At 61.8% G+C, this 17,940-nt stretch carries 19 protein-coding genes; 16 read left to right on the forward strand and 3 right to left on the reverse strand.

The annotated features are described in order from the left end of the window. The first annotated feature begins 1 nt into the window (after window position 1). The 3 genes from HBO09_RS19450 to HBO09_RS19460 are packed head-to-tail and all read left to right on the forward strand — an operon-like array spanning window position 2 to window position 1,689. Window positions 2–364, forward strand: a complete 363-nt coding sequence (locus HBO09_RS19450) for a CidA/LrgA family protein (RefSeq protein WP_029292271.1) — start codon at window positions 2–4, stop codon at window positions 362–364. Continuing rightward, a complete protein-coding gene (locus tag HBO09_RS19455; protein ID WP_169997696.1) occupies window positions 361–1,077 on the forward strand; it encodes an LrgB family protein in 717 nt (238 codons plus the stop codon). Before HBO09_RS19450 ends, HBO09_RS19455 begins: the two co-directional genes overlap by 4 nt. Window positions 1,078–1,098: 21 nt before the next feature. Further along, window positions 1,099–1,689 (forward strand): LON peptidase substrate-binding domain-containing protein, encoded by a 591-nt coding sequence (locus tag HBO09_RS19460; protein ID WP_169997694.1) that lies wholly within the window; start codon window positions 1,099–1,101, stop codon window positions 1,687–1,689. A gap of 42 nt (window positions 1,690–1,731) precedes the next feature. Here HBO09_RS19460 and HBO09_RS19465 read toward each other — a convergent pair whose 3' ends face one another. Both HBO09_RS19465 and HBO09_RS19470 read right to left on the reverse strand, forming a co-directional pair. Further along, window positions 1,732–3,048: a bifunctional DedA family/phosphatase PAP2 family protein gene (locus HBO09_RS19465; RefSeq protein ID WP_169997692.1), complete on the reverse strand. Its 1,317-nt coding sequence runs from the start codon at window positions 3,046–3,048 to the stop codon at window positions 1,732–1,734. A 114-nt stretch (window positions 3,049–3,162) separates the two neighbouring features. Continuing rightward, window positions 3,163–3,846, reverse strand: a complete 684-nt coding sequence (locus HBO09_RS19470) for a DNA-3-methyladenine glycosylase (RefSeq protein WP_169997690.1) — start codon at window positions 3,844–3,846, stop codon at window positions 3,163–3,165. A gap of 177 nt (window positions 3,847–4,023) precedes the next feature. Here HBO09_RS19470 and HBO09_RS19475 point away from each other — a divergent pair, with 177 nt between their 5' ends. The 13 genes from HBO09_RS19475 (at window position 4,024) to HBO09_RS19535 (ending at window position 16,541) form a co-directional block, all read left to right on the forward strand. After that, window positions 4,024–5,289 carry a glutamate-5-semialdehyde dehydrogenase gene (locus HBO09_RS19475; protein ID WP_169866003.1) on the forward strand — a complete coding sequence of 422 codons (1,266 nt, stop codon included), beginning with the start codon at window positions 4,024–4,026 and terminating at the stop codon, window positions 5,287–5,289. Next, complete coding sequence (nadD, locus tag HBO09_RS19480; protein WP_029292264.1) at window positions 5,289–5,933, forward strand: nicotinate-nucleotide adenylyltransferase; 645 nt, start codon at window positions 5,289–5,291, stop codon at window positions 5,931–5,933. Before HBO09_RS19475 ends, nadD begins: the two co-directional genes overlap by 1 nt. 70 nt (window positions 5,934–6,003) lie before the next feature. Continuing rightward, window positions 6,004–6,498 carry a ribosome silencing factor gene (gene rsfS, locus HBO09_RS19485; RefSeq protein ID WP_169997688.1) on the forward strand — a complete coding sequence of 165 codons (495 nt, stop codon included), beginning with the start codon at window positions 6,004–6,006 and terminating at the stop codon, window positions 6,496–6,498. Between the two features lie 9 nt (window positions 6,499–6,507). Then, window positions 6,508–6,975 (forward strand): 23S rRNA (pseudouridine(1915)-N(3))-methyltransferase RlmH, encoded by a 468-nt coding sequence (gene rlmH / locus HBO09_RS19490; protein ID WP_029292262.1) that lies wholly within the window; start codon window positions 6,508–6,510, stop codon window positions 6,973–6,975. A gap of 15 nt (window positions 6,976–6,990) precedes the next feature. Continuing rightward, window positions 6,991–8,886 (forward strand): penicillin-binding protein 2, encoded by a 1,896-nt coding sequence (gene mrdA, locus HBO09_RS19495; RefSeq protein ID WP_169997686.1) that lies wholly within the window; start codon window positions 6,991–6,993, stop codon window positions 8,884–8,886. Between the two features lie 31 nt (window positions 8,887–8,917). Next, the gene (gene rodA / locus HBO09_RS19500; RefSeq protein ID WP_050492738.1) at window positions 8,918–10,021 is read left to right on the forward strand and encodes a rod shape-determining protein RodA; all 1,104 of its coding nucleotides are present in this window, start codon (window positions 8,918–8,920) and stop codon (window positions 10,019–10,021) included. A 17-nt stretch (window positions 10,022–10,038) separates the two neighbouring features. Then, complete coding sequence (mltB, locus tag HBO09_RS19505) at window positions 10,039–11,049, forward strand: lytic murein transglycosylase B (protein WP_169997684.1); 1,011 nt, start codon at window positions 10,039–10,041, stop codon at window positions 11,047–11,049. Next, the gene (locus HBO09_RS19510; RefSeq protein ID WP_169997682.1) at window positions 11,049–12,044 is read left to right on the forward strand and encodes a septal ring lytic transglycosylase RlpA family protein; all 996 of its coding nucleotides are present in this window, start codon (window positions 11,049–11,051) and stop codon (window positions 12,042–12,044) included. Before mltB ends, HBO09_RS19510 begins: the two co-directional genes overlap by 1 nt. 183 nt (window positions 12,045–12,227) lie before the next feature. Then, a complete protein-coding gene (locus HBO09_RS19515; protein WP_029292257.1) occupies window positions 12,228–13,385 on the forward strand; it encodes a D-alanyl-D-alanine carboxypeptidase family protein in 1,158 nt (385 codons plus the stop codon). Between the two features lie 85 nt (window positions 13,386–13,470). Beyond that, on the forward strand, window positions 13,471–13,746 hold the full coding sequence (locus HBO09_RS19520; protein WP_169997680.1) for a DUF493 domain-containing protein: 276 nt from the start codon (window positions 13,471–13,473) through the stop codon (window positions 13,744–13,746). Beyond that, complete coding sequence (lipB, locus tag HBO09_RS19525; protein WP_169997678.1) at window positions 13,746–14,393, forward strand: lipoyl(octanoyl) transferase LipB; 648 nt, start codon at window positions 13,746–13,748, stop codon at window positions 14,391–14,393. Before HBO09_RS19520 ends, lipB begins: the two co-directional genes overlap by 1 nt. Window positions 14,394–14,418: 25 nt before the next feature. Further along, window positions 14,419–15,420, forward strand: a complete 1,002-nt coding sequence (gene lipA / locus HBO09_RS19530) for a lipoyl synthase (protein ID WP_057444888.1) — start codon at window positions 14,419–14,421, stop codon at window positions 15,418–15,420. 158 nt (window positions 15,421–15,578) lie between these two features. After that, window positions 15,579–16,541 (forward strand): LD-carboxypeptidase, encoded by a 963-nt coding sequence (locus HBO09_RS19535; protein WP_169997675.1) that lies wholly within the window; start codon window positions 15,579–15,581, stop codon window positions 16,539–16,541. Between the two features lie 55 nt (window positions 16,542–16,596). On the opposite strand, the gene HBO09_RS19540 is transcribed toward HBO09_RS19535, so the two are convergent. Continuing rightward, window positions 16,597–17,922: a lytic murein transglycosylase gene (locus tag HBO09_RS19540; protein WP_169997673.1), complete on the reverse strand. Its 1,326-nt coding sequence runs from the start codon at window positions 17,920–17,922 to the stop codon at window positions 16,597–16,599. Between the last annotated feature and the right edge of the window lie 18 nt (window positions 17,923–17,940).

Raw genomic sequence — 17,940 nt, forward strand, 5'->3', positions numbered from 1 at the left:
CATGCTGTTACGCGGTCTGACTTGGCTGGTGTTGTTTCAATTGCTGGGCACGGCGATCAATCACTTGTTCCTGCCGATCTTGCCCGGGCCGATTGTCGGCCTGCTGTTGCTGCTGGCGTATCTGGTGTGGCGCGGCGAGGTCGGTGAACCGCTGAGCCTGGCGGCCAGCAGCCTGCTGCGTTACCTGCCACTGCTGCTGGTGCCGCCGGCGGTGGGGGTGATGGTGTATGCCAAGGACATTGCCGCCGATTTCTGGGCCATCGTCGGGGCGCTGGTATTGTCGTTGGTGATCGCCATGGGCGTTGTTGGCGTGATGATGCAAAAACTGGTCAAGCGCCAGGCACGGCGGGAGGAGGGGCAATGACCTTCGATTGGCAGGGCGCATGGACGGCGGTGATCCACCATCCCTTATTTGGTATTGGCATCACGTTGGGCGCCTATCAACTGGTACTGGCGGGGTTCGAGAAAACCCGCTGGATCTTCCTGCAGCCGGTGCTGGTCTCGATGTTGCTGGTGATCGGCGTGCTACTGGGGTGCGGGCTGACCTACGTCGAGTACCGCAAAAGCACCGAGATCATGAGCATCCTGCTGGGCCCAGCCACCGTGGCGCTGGCGGTGCCGCTGTATTTGAACCTGCGGCGGATACGCCAGCTGTTCTGGCCGATTTTTACTACGCTGTTGGTGGGTGGAGTGTTTGCCACCGGCCTGTGCGTGTGGCTCGGTTGGTGGTTTGGCGCCGAACACATGGTGCTGATGACCATGGCGCCCAAGTCCGTGACCTCGCCCATCGCCATGCTGGTGGCCGAGCAGATCGGTGGGGTCGCGGCGCTGGCGGCGGTGTTCGTGCTGATCACCGGGGTGATCGGTGCGATGATCGGGCCGGCCTTTCTGTCGCGCCTGGGGGTACACAGCCCTGAGGCACGGGGCATGGCCCTGGGCATGACCGCCCACGCGGTCGGCACCTCGGTGGCCTTGCAAGAAAGCGAGGAGTGCGGGGCCTTTGCCGCACTGGCGATGAGTTTGATGGGCGTGGCCACGGCAGTGTTCCTGCCACTGGCCGTGTCTTTGGTGATTTAAGTCGGGTTTAAGGAACGCTTTATGAGTCTGGCGCTGTTCCCTCTCAATACGGTGCTGTTTCCAGGCTGCACCCTCGACCTGCAGCTGTTCGAGGCGCGCTACTTGGACATGATCGGCCGCTGCATGAAAAAGGGTGAAGGCTTTGGGGTGGTCTGCCTCTTCGGCGGCCAGGAGGTCGGCCAGGTGCCGGAGCGCTATGCGGTGATTGGCTGCGAAGCGCTGATTCGTGATTTCGAGCAGCAGGACAACGGCTTGCTGGGGATTCGGGTCGAGGGTGGGCGCAGGTTCCGCGTGCGCGGGGCCCAGGTGCAGCGCGATCAGTTACTGGTGGCCGATGTCGAGTGGCTGGAGGAGATGCCCGAGCGCGACTTGGAGGAGGAAGATGGCGATCTATTGGCGCTGCTGATGGCCCTGGCGGAACACCCGATGGTCGCCTCCCTGGGCATGGACGCCGATGTGCAAGGGCAGCAACAGTTGAGCAACCGTCTGGCTTACCTATTGCCGTTTGCCGACACCGACAAGATCGAGTTGCTGGAGCTTGACGATCCCCTGCAACGGCTGGACGCCATTCAGTTGATGCTGGATGAGTTGCAGGGCGAACTGTTCCAGTGAGTCCGCCCCGCAGGCCATTGTCGAAATTGCCGTCGGCGTAGCTCAATAAGCGTATCGAAGCAGGGCGTGGGAGGTTCCGCTCAGGGCAAAGAACCCCAAGACCGCCACGCACCCCGGCACGATCAACCACCACACCTTTGGCGCCATGGGCGGGAGCAGGCTGTGGCGCTGGCTCAAGGTCAGGCTGAAGGCGCAGACCGTCATGGCCAGCAAGGTGCCGGCGAGAATATCGCTCGGCCAGTGTGCCCCCAGATACACCCGCGACAGGGCAATGGCCGCAGCCGGGATGGCACCCAGCAGCAACCAGGCCAGGCGCATGCGAATTGGCTGGCCGCGACCGGCCAGCACCGCCAGCGCAAGGAAGAACGCAAACGAGCCAGAGGCGTGACCGCTGGGCATGCTGAAGCTGGTCAACGGGTCGACGAGGATTTCTGGCCGACCACGGGCAAAGAACAGCTTGCTTGCCGTGTTGATCAGCGCGGCGCCCAGCAGGGTGGCGCCGACGAAAATCGCCTGGCGCCATTGCCGTGCCAGCAACAGCAGGCCGGTCAGCACGGCGCTGGCGACGAACATCTTCTTGAACTCGCCCAGTTGGGTGATCATCACCATGGCCTGGTCCATGGCCGGGCTGCGGTGTTCCTGGACCAGCGCCATCAAGCCCTGGTCGAAATGGTTCAGGTAGGGGTAGCCGATAAACATCGCAATCAGCAGCGCCAGGCTGGCGCAACCCATCCACAGTGTGGCGCGGCGGTGGCCGCGCAGGGTGCTATTGAGGGTGACGCCGAACAACACGGCCAAGCAGGCGGCAACCACCCCGGCCTCGGGCCAGAACCCTTCGGGTAACGGCAGGCGAAACGCCGCGCCAGCAGCCCAGCCTGGCAGCAGATAGGCTACCGTCCAGCCGGCGGCGGCCAGCACGCTGACGGCGGCAAAGCGCGGGAAGGGCATGTCGCACATCCCGGCGACCATGGGCAACATCGGACGCAATGGGCCAATGAAACGTCCTACCAGCAAACTGACGATGCCGTACTTCTGAAAGTAGGCCTCAGCCCCGTCCATCCACTCGGGATGATGACGCAGGCCTGGCAGGCGGCGGATGTTCTGGTGGAAATGTCGGCCCAGGTAGTAGGAAACCCCATCGCCCAGCAGCCCGCCGAGCAGGCCCAGCAGCAGGGTTTCGCCCAGCGAAAGCGCGCCGCTGCCGGCCAGCGCGGCAATGGCGAACAGCAGTACCGTCCCCGGCACGATAATCCCGGCGATGGCCAGGCATTCCACAAAAGCGACGATAAACACCGCCGCCGCCAGCCATTGCGGGTTAAGGGTCAGCCAGCCGGTAATGCCATCGAGCCATGGGCCCATAAAATCACTCCATCAATGAACCGTTACCTGGAATGCGCTTCTCAAAACACCGGCGCCCCCTGTAGGCGCTGTGTTGCAGATGCCATTTCCAGCAGAAACGGTTGTTTCAAATATTCAAATCAAAACGTAATCGCGGCCTTCGACCTGGCCGCGTCGCAACGGGTTCCGTGTGCAATAGGGCGCGAAGCCAGCATCCACAAAGCGATACATCAGGTGTTCATCGCGCCCGCCGGGAATGCCCAGGCGGGTGGTCTGGATAATTTGCGTGGGCGCCAGACCCACATCCTCGACGTAGAGCCACTCAGGGTCGAAGCGTTTGGCGTCCCACATCGGTACCTTCAAACCCAGGGCCTTGCACAGCAGGGTCTGCCCGGCGCAGAGCCTCTGGGACGGGCGCGGCCGGCCGCTGGCGTCGGGATTGTTCAAGAGCATTTGCGCCAGGCTTGCAGGCCCTGAGACCTCATCCGTCCATGGGTAGGCCGACTTGATCAAGACGGCGTTGCCTGGCCCCTGGGCGCTGAAGTTCAGGGAGTCCCCACCACGGGCGTAGTACATATAGATGTGGCCGCCATCCAGAAACAAAGCCTTACGCTTTTCTGTGTAGCCGAGGGACGCATGGCTGCCTTTTTCGGCCAGGTAATAGGCTTCGGTTTCAATAATTCGCGCCGACAGCCACAAGTCGCCGACACGATGGCGGATGACTTTGCCCAGCAAATCTTTCGCGAGCGTTTGCGCATCGCGGTCGAAAAACCCATCAGGCAGGGGGTTGGCGGGGATCTTGGGGTGGGAACTGGACATGACGATGGACGGTTGCGCAGGCCAAATGTGACAGGATGATATCAACTCCAGGCTTAATCACCGCTGAACCTCGAGTTTTTACAGTTCATTTCGACCATCCGCCCCTCACCGCTGTCCGTAGGACGGCGCGACAGCTATAATCTGCCGCTTTCCTCTTTGCCAAGACCCCACCAGACCATGACTGAGTCCGTTCTTGACTACATGACCCGCCTGGGTCGCGCTGCCCGTCAGGCCTCGCGGTTGATCGCCCGTGCGAGCACCGCGCAGAAGAACCGTGCCCTGCTGGCTGCCGCCGATGCTCTGGATGCCTCGCGCTCCGAGTTGACCGCCGCCAACGAGCTGGACCTGGCCAACGGCCGGGCCAATGGTCTGGAGCCGGCATTGCTGGATCGCCTGGCGCTGACGCCGGCCCGTATCGACGACATGATCGAAGGCCTGCGCCAGGTAGCCAAGCTGCCTGACCCCATCGGTGAAATCCGCGATATGCGTTACCTGCCGTCAGGCATCCAGGTCGGCAAGATGCGCGTGCCCCTGGGCGTGATCGGCATCATCTATGAGTCGCGTCCGAACGTGACCATCGACGCCGCGAGCCTGTGCCTGAAGTCCGGCAACGCCACCATCCTGCGTGGTGGCTCCGAGGCCATCCATTCCAACCGCGCCATCGCCGCCTGCATCCAGCAAGGCCTGGCCGTGGCCGAGTTGCCGGCCGAAGTGGTGCAAGTGGTGGAAACCACCGACCGCGCTGCCGTTGGCGCGCTGATTACCATGCCTGAATATGTCGATGTGATTGTGCCGCGTGGCGGCAAGAGCCTGATCGAGCGCGTCAGCCGTGATGCCAAGGTGCCGGTGATCAAGCATCTGGATGGCGTCTGCCACGTCTTTATCGATGTGGCTGCCGATCTCGACAAGGCGATCCGCATTGCCGACAACGCCAAGACCCATCGCTATGCGCCGTGCAACACCATGGAAACCCTGTTGGTCCACGCCGGTATTGCCGAGCGCGTGTTGCCGCCGCTGGCTGCGATCTACCGCGACAAGGGCGTGGAACTGCGTGGTTGCGAGCGTACCCGGGCGCTGTTGGGCAGCGATGTGATCGAGGCTACCGAGCAGGATTGGTACACCGAATACACCGCGCCGATCCTGTCGATTCGCATCGTCGATGATCTGGACCAGGCCATCGAGCACATCAATACCTACGGTTCCAAGCATACTGACGCCATTGTTTCCGAGCATTTCAGCGATGCCCGGCGTTTCCTCACCGAAGTGGACTCCGCTTCGGTAATGATCAACGCCTCGACACGCTTTGCCGACGGCTTCGAGTATGGCCTGGGGGCGGAGATCGGGATTTCCACCGATAAGCTGCACGCCCGCGGGCCGGTTGGCCTGGAAGGCCTGACCAGCGAGAAGTACGTGGTCTTTGGTGACGGTCATGTGCGCACTTGATGGGTAAACGCATCGGGCTGTTCGGCGGTACTTTCGACCCCGTGCACATCGGCCATTTGCGCAGTGCCCTGGAAGTGGCGGATACCCTTGGGCTGCAAGAGCTGCGGCTGATCCCCAATGCCAGGCCGCCGCACCGCGACACCCCGCAAGTCAGCGCGCAGGAGCGCCTGGCGATGGTGCAGTGCGCGGTGGCCGGGATTGCCCCGTTGGTTGTGGACGACCGCGAGCTCAAGCGCGATAAACCGTCCTACACTATCGACACCCTGGAACAGACGCGGGCCGAGTTGGCCGCCGATGACCAGTTGTTTTTGCTTTTGGGCTGGGACGCATTTTGCGGACTGCCCACTTGGCATCGCTGGGAAGAGTTGCTCCAGCATTGCCACATCCTGGTTTTGCAACGCCCGGATGCCGACAGCGAACCGCCGGATGCCTTGCGCAACCTGCTGGCAGCGCGGTCGGTAAGTGACCCACAGGCCCTGACCGGGCCGAGCGGGAATATTGCATTCGTCTGGCAGACCCCGCTTGCGGTGTCGGCCACCCAGATCCGTCAACTGCTGGCCAGCGGTAAGTCGGTACGTTTCCTGGTGCCTGACGCGGTCCTGGCCTACATCGATGCGCACGGGCTTTACCGTGCGTCGAACTGAAAAGGCGCGCTTGAAGGCACGAATAGTCGTGTATTGAAGCGCCCGAACTAATGAGCAAAACGAGTTTTATATGACGAACAAAGACGTAAGCAAAGTTAAGCGCAAAGGCACGTTCAAGAGCGCACCGTTGCCGGTGGAAGCCCTGTTGGTCCCGGCTCCCGAGGGTGAAGCGCTGGTAGCGCTGGCCGTCGCGGCCCTGGAAGACGTGAAGGCCCAGGACATTCAGGTCCTGGACGTGCGTGACAAGCAAAGCATCACCGACTACATGATCATCGCCACCGGTACCTCCAACCGCCAGATCGGCGCGATGCTGGACAAGGTTCGCGAAGCCGTCAAAGCCCAGGGCGTCAAGCCATTGGGTGAAGAAGGCAAGGGCGACAGCGACTGGGTGCTGGCTGACCTGGACACCGTGATCGTGCACATGATGACCAGCAACGCCCGCCAGTTCTACGACCTGGAGCGTCTGTGGAAAGGCGCCGAGCAGAGCCGTGCCGCCGATGGCAAGCACCACAGCCCGGAAGTCGGTCACGCGCACTTCGACAAGCTCAACAAAGACCAGGAATAAGGAACGGCTGTGCGCCTGCGTCTGATTGCTGTCGGTTCACGCATGCCCAAGTGGGTGGAAGAAGGCTGGCATGAATATGCCAAGCGTCTGCCATCCGAGCTTGCGCTGGAACTGGTGGAAATACCGCTCAACACCCGGGGCAAGAACGCCGATGTGGCGCGCTTTATCCGTCAGGAAGGCGAGGCGATGCTGGCCAAGGTCGGTGCCAACGAGCGCATCGTCACCCTTGAGGTGCACGGCAAGCCCTGGAGCACCGAGCAGTTGGCGGTGGAACTGGATCGCTGGCGCCTGGATTCGCGTACGGTCAACTTCATGGTCGGCGGCCCCGAGGGGCTGGCGCCGGAAGTCTGCGCCCGGGCCGATCAGCGCTGGTCGCTGTCGCCCCTGACGTTGCCCCATCCGCTGGTGCGGATCCTGATTGGTGAACAGCTGTATCGCGCCTGGACAGTTCTGTCCGGGCACCCTTACCACAAATAGTCTGCGCCCTGCCTGATGACCCAGCCGATCCGCATCAAGGACCACGAGAAAGACGCACGCCTTGTACGCGCGCGGGTGATCTTTGGCGCTATCGCGGTGGTGGCGTTGATGTGCGTGTTGATCGCCCGTCTGTATTACCTGCAGGTGATTCAGTACGAGTATCACTCCACGTTGTCGGAAAACAACCGGGTGCATGTGCAACCGATTCCGCCGACCCGTGGCCTGATTTTCGACCGTAACGGTGTGGTGATCGCCGATAACCGGCCCAGTTTCAGCTTGAGCATGACCCGCGAGCGTTCCGGTGATTGGCCACAGGTCCTCGATGTGATTGTCGAGGTGCTGCAGTTGACGCCGGAAGACCGTCTGATCTTCGAGAAGCGCATGAAGCAGGGGCGGCGCCCGTTTGAACCGGTGCCGATCCTGTTTGAGCTGACCGAAGAGCAGATCGCCAGGATCGCGGTGAACCAGTTCCGCCTGCCGGGCGTGGAAGTGGTGGCGCAGTTGGTGCGCCATTATCCGCAAGGGGCGCACTTTGCCCACTCGGTTGGCTACATGGGGCGGATCAACGAGAAAGAGCTCAAAACCCTCGATCCGGTCAATTACAGCGGCACCCACCATATCGGCAAGACCGGTATCGAGCGCTTCTACGAGCCGCAGTTGCACGGCCAGGTGGGTTACGAGGAAGTCGAGACCAACGCCCGTGGCCGCGTGCTGCGGGTGCTCAAGCGGACTGACCCGATTCCCGGCAAGGACATTGTCCTGAGCCTGGATATCAAGCTGCAGGAGGCCGCAGAAATGGCCCTCGGCGGGCGTCGCGGCGCGGTGGTGGCGTTGGATCCGAACACCGGTGAGGTCCTGGCGATGGTCAGCCAGCCGAGTTTCGACCCCAACCTGTTCGTGACGGGGATCAGCTTCAAGGCCTATGCCGAGTTGCGCGACTCCATTGATCGACCGCTGTTCAACCGAGTGCTGCGCGGTCTGTATCCACCGGGTTCGACCATCAAGCCAGCGGTGGCGATTGCTGGCCTGGACGCGGGTGTCGTCACCGCCTCCAGCCGGGTCTACGATCCGGGTTACTACATGTTGCCCAACTACGATCACAAGTACCGTAACTGGAACCGTACTGGCGACGGCTACGTGGATCTGGATACGGCGATCATGCGTTCCAACGACACTTACTTCTATGACCTGGCCCATAAGCTGGGGATTGATCGTTTGTCGACCTACATGGGCAAGTTTGGCCTGGGTCAGAAAGTGTCCCTGGACATGTTTGAAGAATCCCCAGGCCTGATGCCTTCCCGGGAGTGGAAGCGCGCAACCCGTCGCCAGGCATGGTTCCCTGGTGAGACCCTGATCCTGGGGATTGGCCAGGGTTACATGCAGGCCACCCCCTTGCAGTTGGCTCAGGCCACAGCGCTGGTGGCCAGCAAGGGCAAGTGGATTCGCCCGCACCTGGCCAAGACCATCGAGGGTGAACAGCCGGTGGATGAAAATCCGATTCCGGACATCATCCTGCGCGACCCGTCCGACTGGGCCAAGGTCAACCACGGCATGCAACAAGTGATGCACGGCGCCCGGGGTACGGCGCGCAAGGCGGCCGTTGGCGCGCAGTACCGGATTGCCGGCAAGAGCGGGACCGCCCAAGTGGTGGCAATCAAGCAGGGCGAGAAATACGACCGCTCCAAGGTCCAGGAACGCCATCGCGACCACGCCTTGTTCGTCGGTTTTGCCCCGGCCGACAACCCGAAGATCACCGTGGCGGTGATGGTCGAGAACGGCGAGTCCGGTTCCGGTGTGGCCGCCCCTGTGGTGCGCCAGATCATGGACGCCTGGTTGCTGGACCCGGACGGCAAGCTCAGGCCTGAGTTTGCCAACCCTTCAAGCGCGGAGGCTACGGCCCGTGAAGAGTAATTTTGATCGCATTCTCTCCAGTGAGGATGTGATGCGTCGTCGCGCCACTTTGTTGCAGCGCATGCACATTGATGGCCCGTTGCTGATCCTGCTGCTGACCCTGGCGGCCGGCAGCCTGTTCGTGTTGTATTCGGCCAGTGGCAAGAACTGGGATCTGTTGATCAAGCAGGCGTCGTCGTTTGGCTTGGGCCTGTTGTCGATGGTGGTGATCGCCCAGCTGGAACCGCGTTTCATGGCGCGCTGGGTGCCGCTGGGATACGTCGCCGGCGTACTGTTGCTGGTGGTGGTGGACGTCATGGGGCATAACGCCATGGGTGCCACCCGCTGGATCAATATCCCTGGGGTGATTCGCTTCCAGCCGTCGGAATTCATGAAGATCCTGATGCCGGCCACCATCGCCTGGTACCTGGCCAAGCGCACCTTGCCGCCGCAGCTCAAGCATGTGGGGATCAGCCTGATCCTGATCGGCATCCCCTTCATCCTGATTGTGCGCCAGCCGGACCTCGGCACCGGCCTGCTGATTCTCGCCGGCGGTGCGTTCGTGCTGTTCATGGGCGGCCTGCGCTGGCGCTGGATCGTCAGCGTGCTGGTGGCGGCCGTGCCAGTGGCTGTCGCCATGTGGTTCTTTTTCATGCATGACTATCAGAAGCAGCGGGTCCTGACGTTCCTCGATCCCGAGAGCGATCCGCTGGGCACCGGGTGGAATATCATCCAGTCCAAGGCCGCCATCGGTTCCGGCGGGGTGTTTGGCAAGGGCTGGCTGCTGGGCACCCAGTCGCACCTGGACTTCCTGCCGGAAAGCCACACTGACTTTATTATCGCGGTGATGGGTGAGGAGTTCGGCCTGGTGGGCATCTGCGCACTGCTGTTGATCTACTTGCTGTTGATCGGGCGCGGCCTGGTGATTACCGCGCAAGCGCAGACGCTGTTCGGCAAATTGCTCGCCGGTGCGCTGACAATGACTTTTTTTGTTTACGTTTTCGTCAACATCGGTATGGTCAGTGGCCTGCTGCCGGTGGTTGGGGTGCCGTTGCCGTTCATTAGCTACGGCGGAACTTCGCTGGTGACATTACTGTCAGCGTTTGGGGTTTTGATGTCGATCCATACCCATCGCAAGTGGATCGCACAGGTTTGAATAAGGTGAAGATGTCAATGCAAGCAATGCGCGGCTGGGCTGCTCGATACGCGTCCTGTCTGGGCCTGTTGGGCGCCTTTGGCGCTTCACAGCCAGCCCTGGCCGGCGATTACGACGGCTCGCCCCAGGTCGCCGAATTTGTCGGTGAGATGACCCGTGACTATGGTTTCGCCGGCGAACAACTGATGGGCGTGTTCCGCGAGGCCCAGCGCAAGCAGGCGATACTCGACGCCATTTCTCGCCCTGCCGAGCGCGTTAAACAGTGGAAGGACTATCGCCCGATGTTCCTTACCGACGCACGTATAGCGCGGGGTGTGGACTTCTGGCGGCAGCACGAGGCCGCACTGGCCCGCGCCGAGCAGGAATACGGCGTGCCGGCCCAGGTGATCGTGTCGATCATCGGCGTAGAAACCTTTTATGGGCGCAATACCGGCAGTTACCGGGTGATCGACGCCTTGTCGACCCTGGGCTTCGATTACCCGCCCCGCGCCGAATTCTTCCGCAAGGAACTGCGTGAGTTCCTGCTGCTGGCCCGTGAAGAGCAGGTCGACCCATTGACCCTCAAAGGCTCCTACGCCGGTGCCATGGGCCTGCCCCAATTCATGCCCAGCAGCTTTCGCGCCTATGCCGTGGATTTTGACGGTGATGGCCATATCAATATCTGGAGCAACCCCGATGATGCCATCGGCAGCGTTGCCAGCTACTTCAAACGCCATGGCTGGGTCGCTGGCGAGCCGGTGGTGATCCGTGCCGATGTCACGGGAGATCGCGCCGATGAGGGCCTGACCCAGGGCATCGAGCCGGTGAAAACCGTCGGGGAGTTGCGGGCGCTGGGCTGGTCAAGTCATGATGCGCTGCGCGATGATATGCCGGTTACCGCCTTTCGCCTGGAAGGTGCAGACGGCCCGGAATATTGGATGGGCCTGAAGAATTTTTACGCAATTACGCGTTATAACCGCAGTGTGATGTACGCCATGGCCGTGCATCAGCTGTCAGACATGCTGGTTCAAGCACGGGGCGTCAAGTAATGCGGGTATCGCCGATCAATAAACCGCTCAAGCTGGTGGCGCTAGCCGCACTGTCCTTGCTGGTTGTCAGTTGCTCCACCAGCCGTGCGCCGGCGCAGAAGGCCGCGGGCCCGGTAGTCCGGGCGCAGCCGGGGCTGGATATCAACCGGGCTCACAAGGACGGCGCGCCGTGGTGGGACGTCGATGTCTCGCGCATCCCGGATGCCACGCCGACCCTGCATACCGGCAACTATAAAGCCAACCCCTACACGGTGCTGGGCAAGACCTACTTCCCACTGCAAGAGTCCAAGAACTACGTGCAGTCGGGCACGGCGTCCTGGTACGGCACCAAGTTCCACGGCCAGAACACCGCCAACGGCGAGGTGTATGACCTGTACGGCATGAGCGCGGCACACAAGACCCTGCCGCTGCCGGCCTATGTGCGGGTGACCAACCTGGACAACAACCGCACGGTAATCCTGCGGGTCAACGACCGTGGGCCGTTCTATTCCGATCGAATCATCGACTTGTCCTACGCTGCCGCGAAAAAACTCGGCTATGCCGAATCCGGCACGGCGCGGGTCAAGGTCGAAGGCATCGACCCGGCCCAGTACTGGGCCCAGCGCGGCAAACCGGCGCCATTGATGCTCAACGAACCACAAAGCGCGCAACCGCAGATCACCGCTTCGGCGGGCAAGGTCGAGCAGTGGACGCCGCCGCCCCAGCAACACGCCGCGCCAGTCGTGGCCGTGCCACAGGCGGCGCCGGGCAACGCGGCGGGCGGGCAGTACCTGCAAGTCGGTGCTTTCGCCAACCCGGATGCGGCAGAACTGTTAAGGTCCAAGCTCAGCGGGATGGTCAGCGCGCCAGTGTTTATCAGCTCCATCGTGCGTAACCAACAGACCCTGCACCGGGTACGCCTGGGCCCCCTGGGCTCGGCGGGCGAGATTGCCCAGGTGCAGAACAGCGTGCGATTGGCCAACCTGGGTCAGCCCAGCGTGGTCAGCGCCGAATAAGCAGTAGCGGATCTAGGGTGCTGGCGCGCTTGCGTGCCGGGGCCCTGGTTGTAGGCTCGTCGAATAATAAAAACCCGAAGGCAAGGGTTGAGCTGGCAACTGAATACGCGACAGCCTGGCAACGGGTTGTCTGAATAGTTTTGCCCGCGAGGGCAAGTTTCCATAAGCAATTTCGAGAGACGGATGAACATCACCACCTTAGCCAAACGCCTGTGCCTGCTTGTCCCGCTGATCATCGCGCCCGCTGCCTGGGCCGTCGAAATGATGCCAGCGCCACCGCAACTGGCTGCCAAGTCCTACGTGCTCATGGATGCCGCCAGCGGCAACGTGCTGGTCGAAAACAACGGTGACCAGCGCCTGCCGCCGGCCAGCCTGACCAAGCTGATGACCGCCTACATCGCGACCCTGGAAATCCGTCGCGGCCAGATCGGTGAAAACGATCCGGTGACCGTCAGCGAAAACGCCTGGCGTACCGGCGGTTCGCGGATGTTCATCAAGGTCGGCTCCCAGGTAACTGTCAGCGACCTGCTGCACGGCATCATCATCCAGTCCGGCAACGACGCCAGCGTCGCCCTGGCTGAGCACATTGCCGGCAGCGAAGATGCATTCGCCGACATGATGAACAAAACCGTGACTGACCTGGGCATGACCAACAGCCACTTCATGAACCCGACCGGCCTGCCGAACCCAGACCACTACTCGTCGGCCCATGACATGGCGATCCTGGCGCGCGCGATCATTCGCGTCGACCCGGTGCACTACGCCATCTACTCCCAGAAAGAGTTCTTCTGGAACAACATCAAACAGCCTAACCGCAACCTGCTGCTGTGGCGCGACAAGACTGTCGATGGCCTGAAAACCGGCCACACTGACGAAGCCGGCTACTGCATGGTGTCTTCGGCTGTGCGTGACGGCCAACGCCTGATCGCCGTGGTGTTCGGCACCAACAGCGAGCAGGCCCGTGCCGCCGAGACTCAGAAGCTGTTGACCTACGGTTTCCGCTTCTTCGAAACCCAGACCTTCTACCAGAAGGGCGCTGAACTGGCCCAGGCTCCGGTCTGGAAAGGTACCGAGCGTCAAGTCAAGGCCGGCCTGGCGGATGACCTGACCCTGACCATGCCTAAAGGCCAGCTGAAGAAACTGGCTGCCAGCATGACCATGAACCCACAACTGACCGCGCCTATCGCCAAGGGCGATGTGATCGGTAAAGTCGAAGTGAAGCTGGACGACAAAGTCGTACACAGCGCCGATCTGATCGCACTCGACGCCGTTGAGGAAGGTGGTATCTTCCGCCGCGTGTGGGATAGCATCCGTCTATTCTTCTACGGCTTGTTCAACTGATTGTGTGCACCCGCAAAGCCCCGCGTTGATCCGACGCGGGGCTTTGCCCGTCGCCACGGCTTACCGCTTACGAGGCCGTTACGCCATGACCGATAAAGAAGTAAAGGCGCCAAAGATCGAATTCCCTGTGGTGGACTATCCCGTCAAGGTGATTAGCGATACCGGTGTAGGCAACAAAGACAAGATCCTCGAGATCATGCGTAAACACGCAACGATCAACGACAACCGTGTGGATGAGCGTTTGAGCACCAACGGTAAGTACACCACGATCCAGTTGCACATCGTTGCAATCGGTCAAGACCAGCTCTACGACATCAACAGCGAACTGCGAGCCACCGGTTTCGTACACATGGTGTTGTGATGTCACAGGTCCTGGGCTTTCGCGAGCTCGGCCAGATGGCCTACGAGCCCGTCTGGCACGCCATGCAGCGCTTCACCAATGAGCGCGGCACTTCGGCTCCTGATGAAGTCTGGTTGGTGGAGCACCCGCCGGTATTCACCCAGGGCCAGGCCGGTAAGGCCGAGCATCTACTACTTCCGGGTGATATTGCGGTGGTGCAGGTCGACCGAGGTGGTCAAGTGACTTACCATGGGCCCGGGCAACTGGTGGCTTATTTGCTGCTGGATGTGCGCAAGCTGGGTTATGGCGTGCGCGAGCTGGTCAGTCGCATGGAAAACTGCCTGATCGAACTCTTGGCCAGCTACGGTGTAGCGGCGGCGGCCAAGCCCGATGCACCCGGTGTGTATGTCGACGGCGCGAAAATCGCCTCCCTGGGCCTGCGCATCCGCCATGGCTGTTCCTTTCATGGCTTGGCCCTGAACGTGGACATGGACCTGGCGCCGTTTCGCCGGATCAATCCCTGTGGTTACGCCGGTTTGGCCATGACCCAGTTGAGCGATCACGCAACACCCATAGAATTTGCCGAGGTAAGTGCCCGGCTGCGCGCGCAGCTCGTCAAACACCTCGACTATGCTGAGCAGACGACCCTGACGGGCGGAATCGACTGATATGACTACTGATGTTGTGCAAACCATGATCCCGACGCTGGACATTACCGAACGTCCGGCCCCGGCTCCGCGTGCCAAGGTGGAAGCCGGCGTCAAGCTGCGCGGCGCCGAGAAGGTTGCACGTATCCCGGTGAAGATCATTCCGACCACCGAACTGCCGAAAAAGCCCGACTGGATCCGCGTGCGCATCCCGGTCTCGCCGGAAGTCGACCGCATCAAGGCCCTGCTGCGCAAACACAAGCTGCACAGCGTGTGCGAAGAAGCCTCCTGCCCGAACCTAGGCGAATGCTTCTCCGGCGGCACCGCCACCTTCATGATCATGGGTGACATCTGCACCCGTCGTTGCCCGTTCTGCGACGTTGGCCATGGCCGGCCGAAGCCACTGGACGTCAACGAGCCAGAAAGCCTGGCCATCGCCATTGCCGACCTGAAACTCAAGTACGTGGTGATCACCTCGGTAGACCGTGATGACCTGCGCGACGGCGGTGCCCAGCACTTTGCCGACTGCATTCGCGAAATCCGCAAATTGTCGCCGAACGTGATGCTCGAGACCCTGGTCCCGGACTACCGTGGCCGCATGGATGTCGCCCTGGAAATCACCGCTGCCGAGCCGCCAGATGTGTTCAACCACAACCTGGAAACCGTGCCGCGCCTGTACAAGGCCGCGCGTCCGGGTTCGGACTACCAGTGGTCGCTGACCCTGCTGCAGAAATTCAAGCAGATGATGCCGCACATCCCGACCAAGTCCGGCCTGATGCTGGGCCTGGGCGAAACCGACGAGGAAGTGATCGAAGTCATGAAGCGCATGCGCGAACACGACATCGACATGCTGACCCTGGGCCAGTACCTGCAGCCGTCGCGCAGCCACTTGCCGGTGCAGCGTTTCGTACACCCGGACACCTTTGCCTGGTTTGCCGAAGAAGGCTACAAGATGGGCTTCAAGAACGTTGCCTCGGGCCCGCTGGTGCGTTCGTCGTATCACGCCGACGAGCAGGCCAAGCTGGTCAAGGCGAGCCTGGTTTCTTAAGCCGCACCGCAGAATCAATGTGAAGCGCGGCATTGTGTGGGAGCGGGCTTGCCCGCGAAGGCGCAGTATCAGTCACCTGATCCATTGACTGACACTGCGCCATCGCGAGCAAGCCCGTTCCCACATTGGGTTCTGCGCTACAGATAGGGAGAACATGGATGACCGCTCAAGCGAGTGCCGTCGTACCCGCGTTGCGAGTTGAAGGCACTATCGGCCTGATCGCCCCCGCTGGCCCCGCCACGCTGGACGTTGAGAAAGCCGGGCAATGGATGCGCGCCCGCGGCTACGAGCTGCGGATCTTCACGGGGGTGTACGAGCGCGACGGCTACCTGGCCGGCAGCGATGAAGTGCGTCTGCGCGACCTGCACGCGGCCTTCGCCGATCCTGAGATCGATGCCATCTTCTGCCTGCGCGGTGGCTATGGCACTCCCCGCTTACTCGACGGTGTGGATTTCGAGCTGCTGGCCGCGAACCCCAAGCCGTTTGTAGGCTACAGCGATATCACCGCGCTGCACCTGGCAATCAGCCGCTACGCCGGATTTGTGACCTTCCATGGCCCAATGCTCAATGCCGATCTGCTGGGCGACAAACAACCACCCACCGAGTCATCACTGTTCAGCCTGCTGCGTGGGCAGCTAGGTGCCGGCAGTGTGCTGGCGCACCCGGTGGCCTTCCCGTTGACCACGATCGAACCTGGCATCGCTTGTGGGCGCCTGCTGGGTGGCAACCTGTCGATGATCGCGGCCGTGATGGGCACACCGTTCGAAATCGATGCCGAGGGCATCATTCTGTTTATCGAGGACGTCAACGAACCGATCTACCGTATCGACCGCCTGCTGACGCATTTGCGCCTGGCGGGCAAGTTGGCGCAGGTTCGCGGTGTGCTGGTGGGGGATGTAGCGGGGGTAGATAGCACGGCGCTGGACAGGCTGCTGAAACAGACGTTCGCACCGTTATGCATCCCGGTCCTGTCCGGCTGGCGCAGCGGCCATTGCGACCCGAACCTGACCTTACCGATGGGCGCTTTGGTGCGCCTGGATGCGGGGGAGCAGCGGTTGGTGTTGGAGCAGGATGTGGTGCGTAAGCCTGACTTCAGTGGGCCAGTGCTTTTTGTTGACTAGGCACTGCGCTGTGACGAACGGGCTTTTGTGACAAGCCCGCTCACCACCAAGCACATCAGCGATTCTGCAACGACTCCAGCAACTTCACCGTCGGATACCCATCCGCCGGCCAGCCCAACGACTGCTGCGCCGCGCGAATCGCCTTACGCGTATTGGCGCCGATGATCCCGTCCGCGTTGCCAGCGTCATAGCCCTTGGCGCTCAGCACCGTCTGCAACTCGATACGTTGGGAGCGGGTCAACGGCAGTTCGTCCGTTGGCCAATCCCCGCGAATCACGCCACCACCGCCAAAGCGTTCGGACAACAGGCCGACCGCCAGGGCGTAGGACGACGAGTTGTTGTACTTGAGGATCGCACGGAAGTTATCCAGCACCAGGAATGCCGGGCCACGGTGGCCTGCCGGCAGCAGAAGGGCAGCGGACAGCGTATCTACATTGGGCGGTACGCTGGCACCGGCGGGCACCTGCAGCCCCAGTCTCAACCATTCGCCCACTGGCTTGCGTACCACGCCATCGGCCAGCGCGTAATCGAAGCTCACGGGTAACTGTTGCACCTCAAAACCCCACGGCTGGCCTTTCTGCCAGCCCGAGCTCTGCAGGTAGTGCGCAGTGGAAGCGAGGGCGTCGGCCGAGCTATTCCAGATATCGCGGCGACCGTCGCCATCGAAGTCCACCGCGTGGGTGTTATAGGTGGTTGGAATGAACTGAGTCTGGCCCATGGCACCGGCCCAGGAACCGCGCATCTGCTCGGCCGGGATATCGCCGTGCTGGATGATTTGCAGCGCGGCCAGCAACTGCGCCTGGGCGAATGCCGGGCGGCGGCCTTCGTAGGCCAGGGTCGCCAGGGAGCGGATCACCGAGTTGTTGCCCTGGAACGTGCCGAAGTTACTCTCCATGCCCCACACAGAGACCAGCACCTGGCGATCGACGCCGTAGCGTTGTTCGATGTTTTGCAGGATATCGGCGTGTTTGATCAGCAACGCCTGGCCATTGCGCACGCGTACTGGCGACAAGGCGCCATTGAGGTATTCCCAGACCGGGCGGGAAAACTCCGGTTGGCTGCGATCGGCGCGGATGACTGCCATGTCGGGGGTGACGTTGGAGAATGCTGTGTCGAACACCGCAGGGGTAATGCCGGCCTTGAGGGCCTCGACGCGAAAACCTGCCTGCCATTGGGCGAAGGTCTGGGTCGGCTGGATATCGAGATTGGTCACGGCCAGGGGCGCAACTACGGCGGGTGCGGCAACCGGTGCGGTCTGGAGCGTGGGTAGGGGCTGAGCGTCGGCGGCGGTGGGTTTTTCGGCGCAGGCGACTAACAGGATCAGGCTGGAGGCAGCAATCAATTGGCGAAGGTGCCAACGACGGGAAAGACTAGAGGGCATGCACAGGTCCAGGAAATA

The sequence above is a fragment of the Pseudomonas sp. WS 5027 genome (genome assembly GCF_012985695.1).
GTDB lineage: Bacteria > Pseudomonadota > Gammaproteobacteria > Pseudomonadales > Pseudomonadaceae > Aquipseudomonas > Aquipseudomonas hygromyciniae.

Bases quoted from the DNA above. Each gene is read 5' to 3' on its own strand.
- HBO09_RS19450 (WP_029292271.1), top strand. From the start codon at position 2: ATGCTGTTACGCGGTCTGACTTGGCTGGTGTTGTTTCAATTGCTGGGC.
- HBO09_RS19455 (WP_169997696.1), top strand. From the start codon at position 361: ATGACCTTCGATTGGCAGGGCGCATGGACGGCGGTGATCCACCATCCC.
- HBO09_RS19460 (WP_169997694.1), top strand. From the start codon at position 1,099: ATGAGTCTGGCGCTGTTCCCTCTCAATACGGTGCTGTTTCCAGGCTGC.
- HBO09_RS19465 (WP_169997692.1), bottom strand. From the start codon at position 3,048: ATGGGCCCATGGCTCGATGGCATTACCGGCTGGCTGACCCTTAACCCG.
- HBO09_RS19470 (WP_169997690.1), bottom strand. From the start codon at position 3,846: ATGTCCAGTTCCCACCCCAAGATCCCCGCCAACCCCCTGCCTGATGGG.
- HBO09_RS19475 (WP_169866003.1), top strand. From the start codon at position 4,024: ATGACTGAGTCCGTTCTTGACTACATGACCCGCCTGGGTCGCGCTGCC.
- nadD (WP_029292264.1), top strand. From the start codon at position 5,289: ATGGGTAAACGCATCGGGCTGTTCGGCGGTACTTTCGACCCCGTGCAC.
- rsfS (WP_169997688.1), top strand. From the start codon at position 6,004: ATGACGAACAAAGACGTAAGCAAAGTTAAGCGCAAAGGCACGTTCAAG.
- mrdA (WP_169997686.1), top strand. From the start codon at position 6,991: ATGACCCAGCCGATCCGCATCAAGGACCACGAGAAAGACGCACGCCTT.
- rodA (WP_050492738.1), top strand. From the start codon at position 8,918: ATGCGTCGTCGCGCCACTTTGTTGCAGCGCATGCACATTGATGGCCCG.
- mltB (WP_169997684.1), top strand. From the start codon at position 10,039: ATGCAAGCAATGCGCGGCTGGGCTGCTCGATACGCGTCCTGTCTGGGC.
- HBO09_RS19510 (WP_169997682.1), top strand. From the start codon at position 11,049: ATGCGGGTATCGCCGATCAATAAACCGCTCAAGCTGGTGGCGCTAGCC.
- HBO09_RS19515 (WP_029292257.1), top strand. From the start codon at position 12,228: ATGAACATCACCACCTTAGCCAAACGCCTGTGCCTGCTTGTCCCGCTG.
- HBO09_RS19520 (WP_169997680.1), top strand. From the start codon at position 13,471: ATGACCGATAAAGAAGTAAAGGCGCCAAAGATCGAATTCCCTGTGGTG.
- lipB (WP_169997678.1), top strand. From the start codon at position 13,746: ATGTCACAGGTCCTGGGCTTTCGCGAGCTCGGCCAGATGGCCTACGAG.
- lipA (WP_057444888.1), top strand. From the start codon at position 14,419: ATGATCCCGACGCTGGACATTACCGAACGTCCGGCCCCGGCTCCGCGT.
- HBO09_RS19535 (WP_169997675.1), top strand. From the start codon at position 15,579: ATGACCGCTCAAGCGAGTGCCGTCGTACCCGCGTTGCGAGTTGAAGGC.
- HBO09_RS19540 (WP_169997673.1), bottom strand. From the start codon at position 17,922: ATGCCCTCTAGTCTTTCCCGTCGTTGGCACCTTCGCCAATTGATTGCT.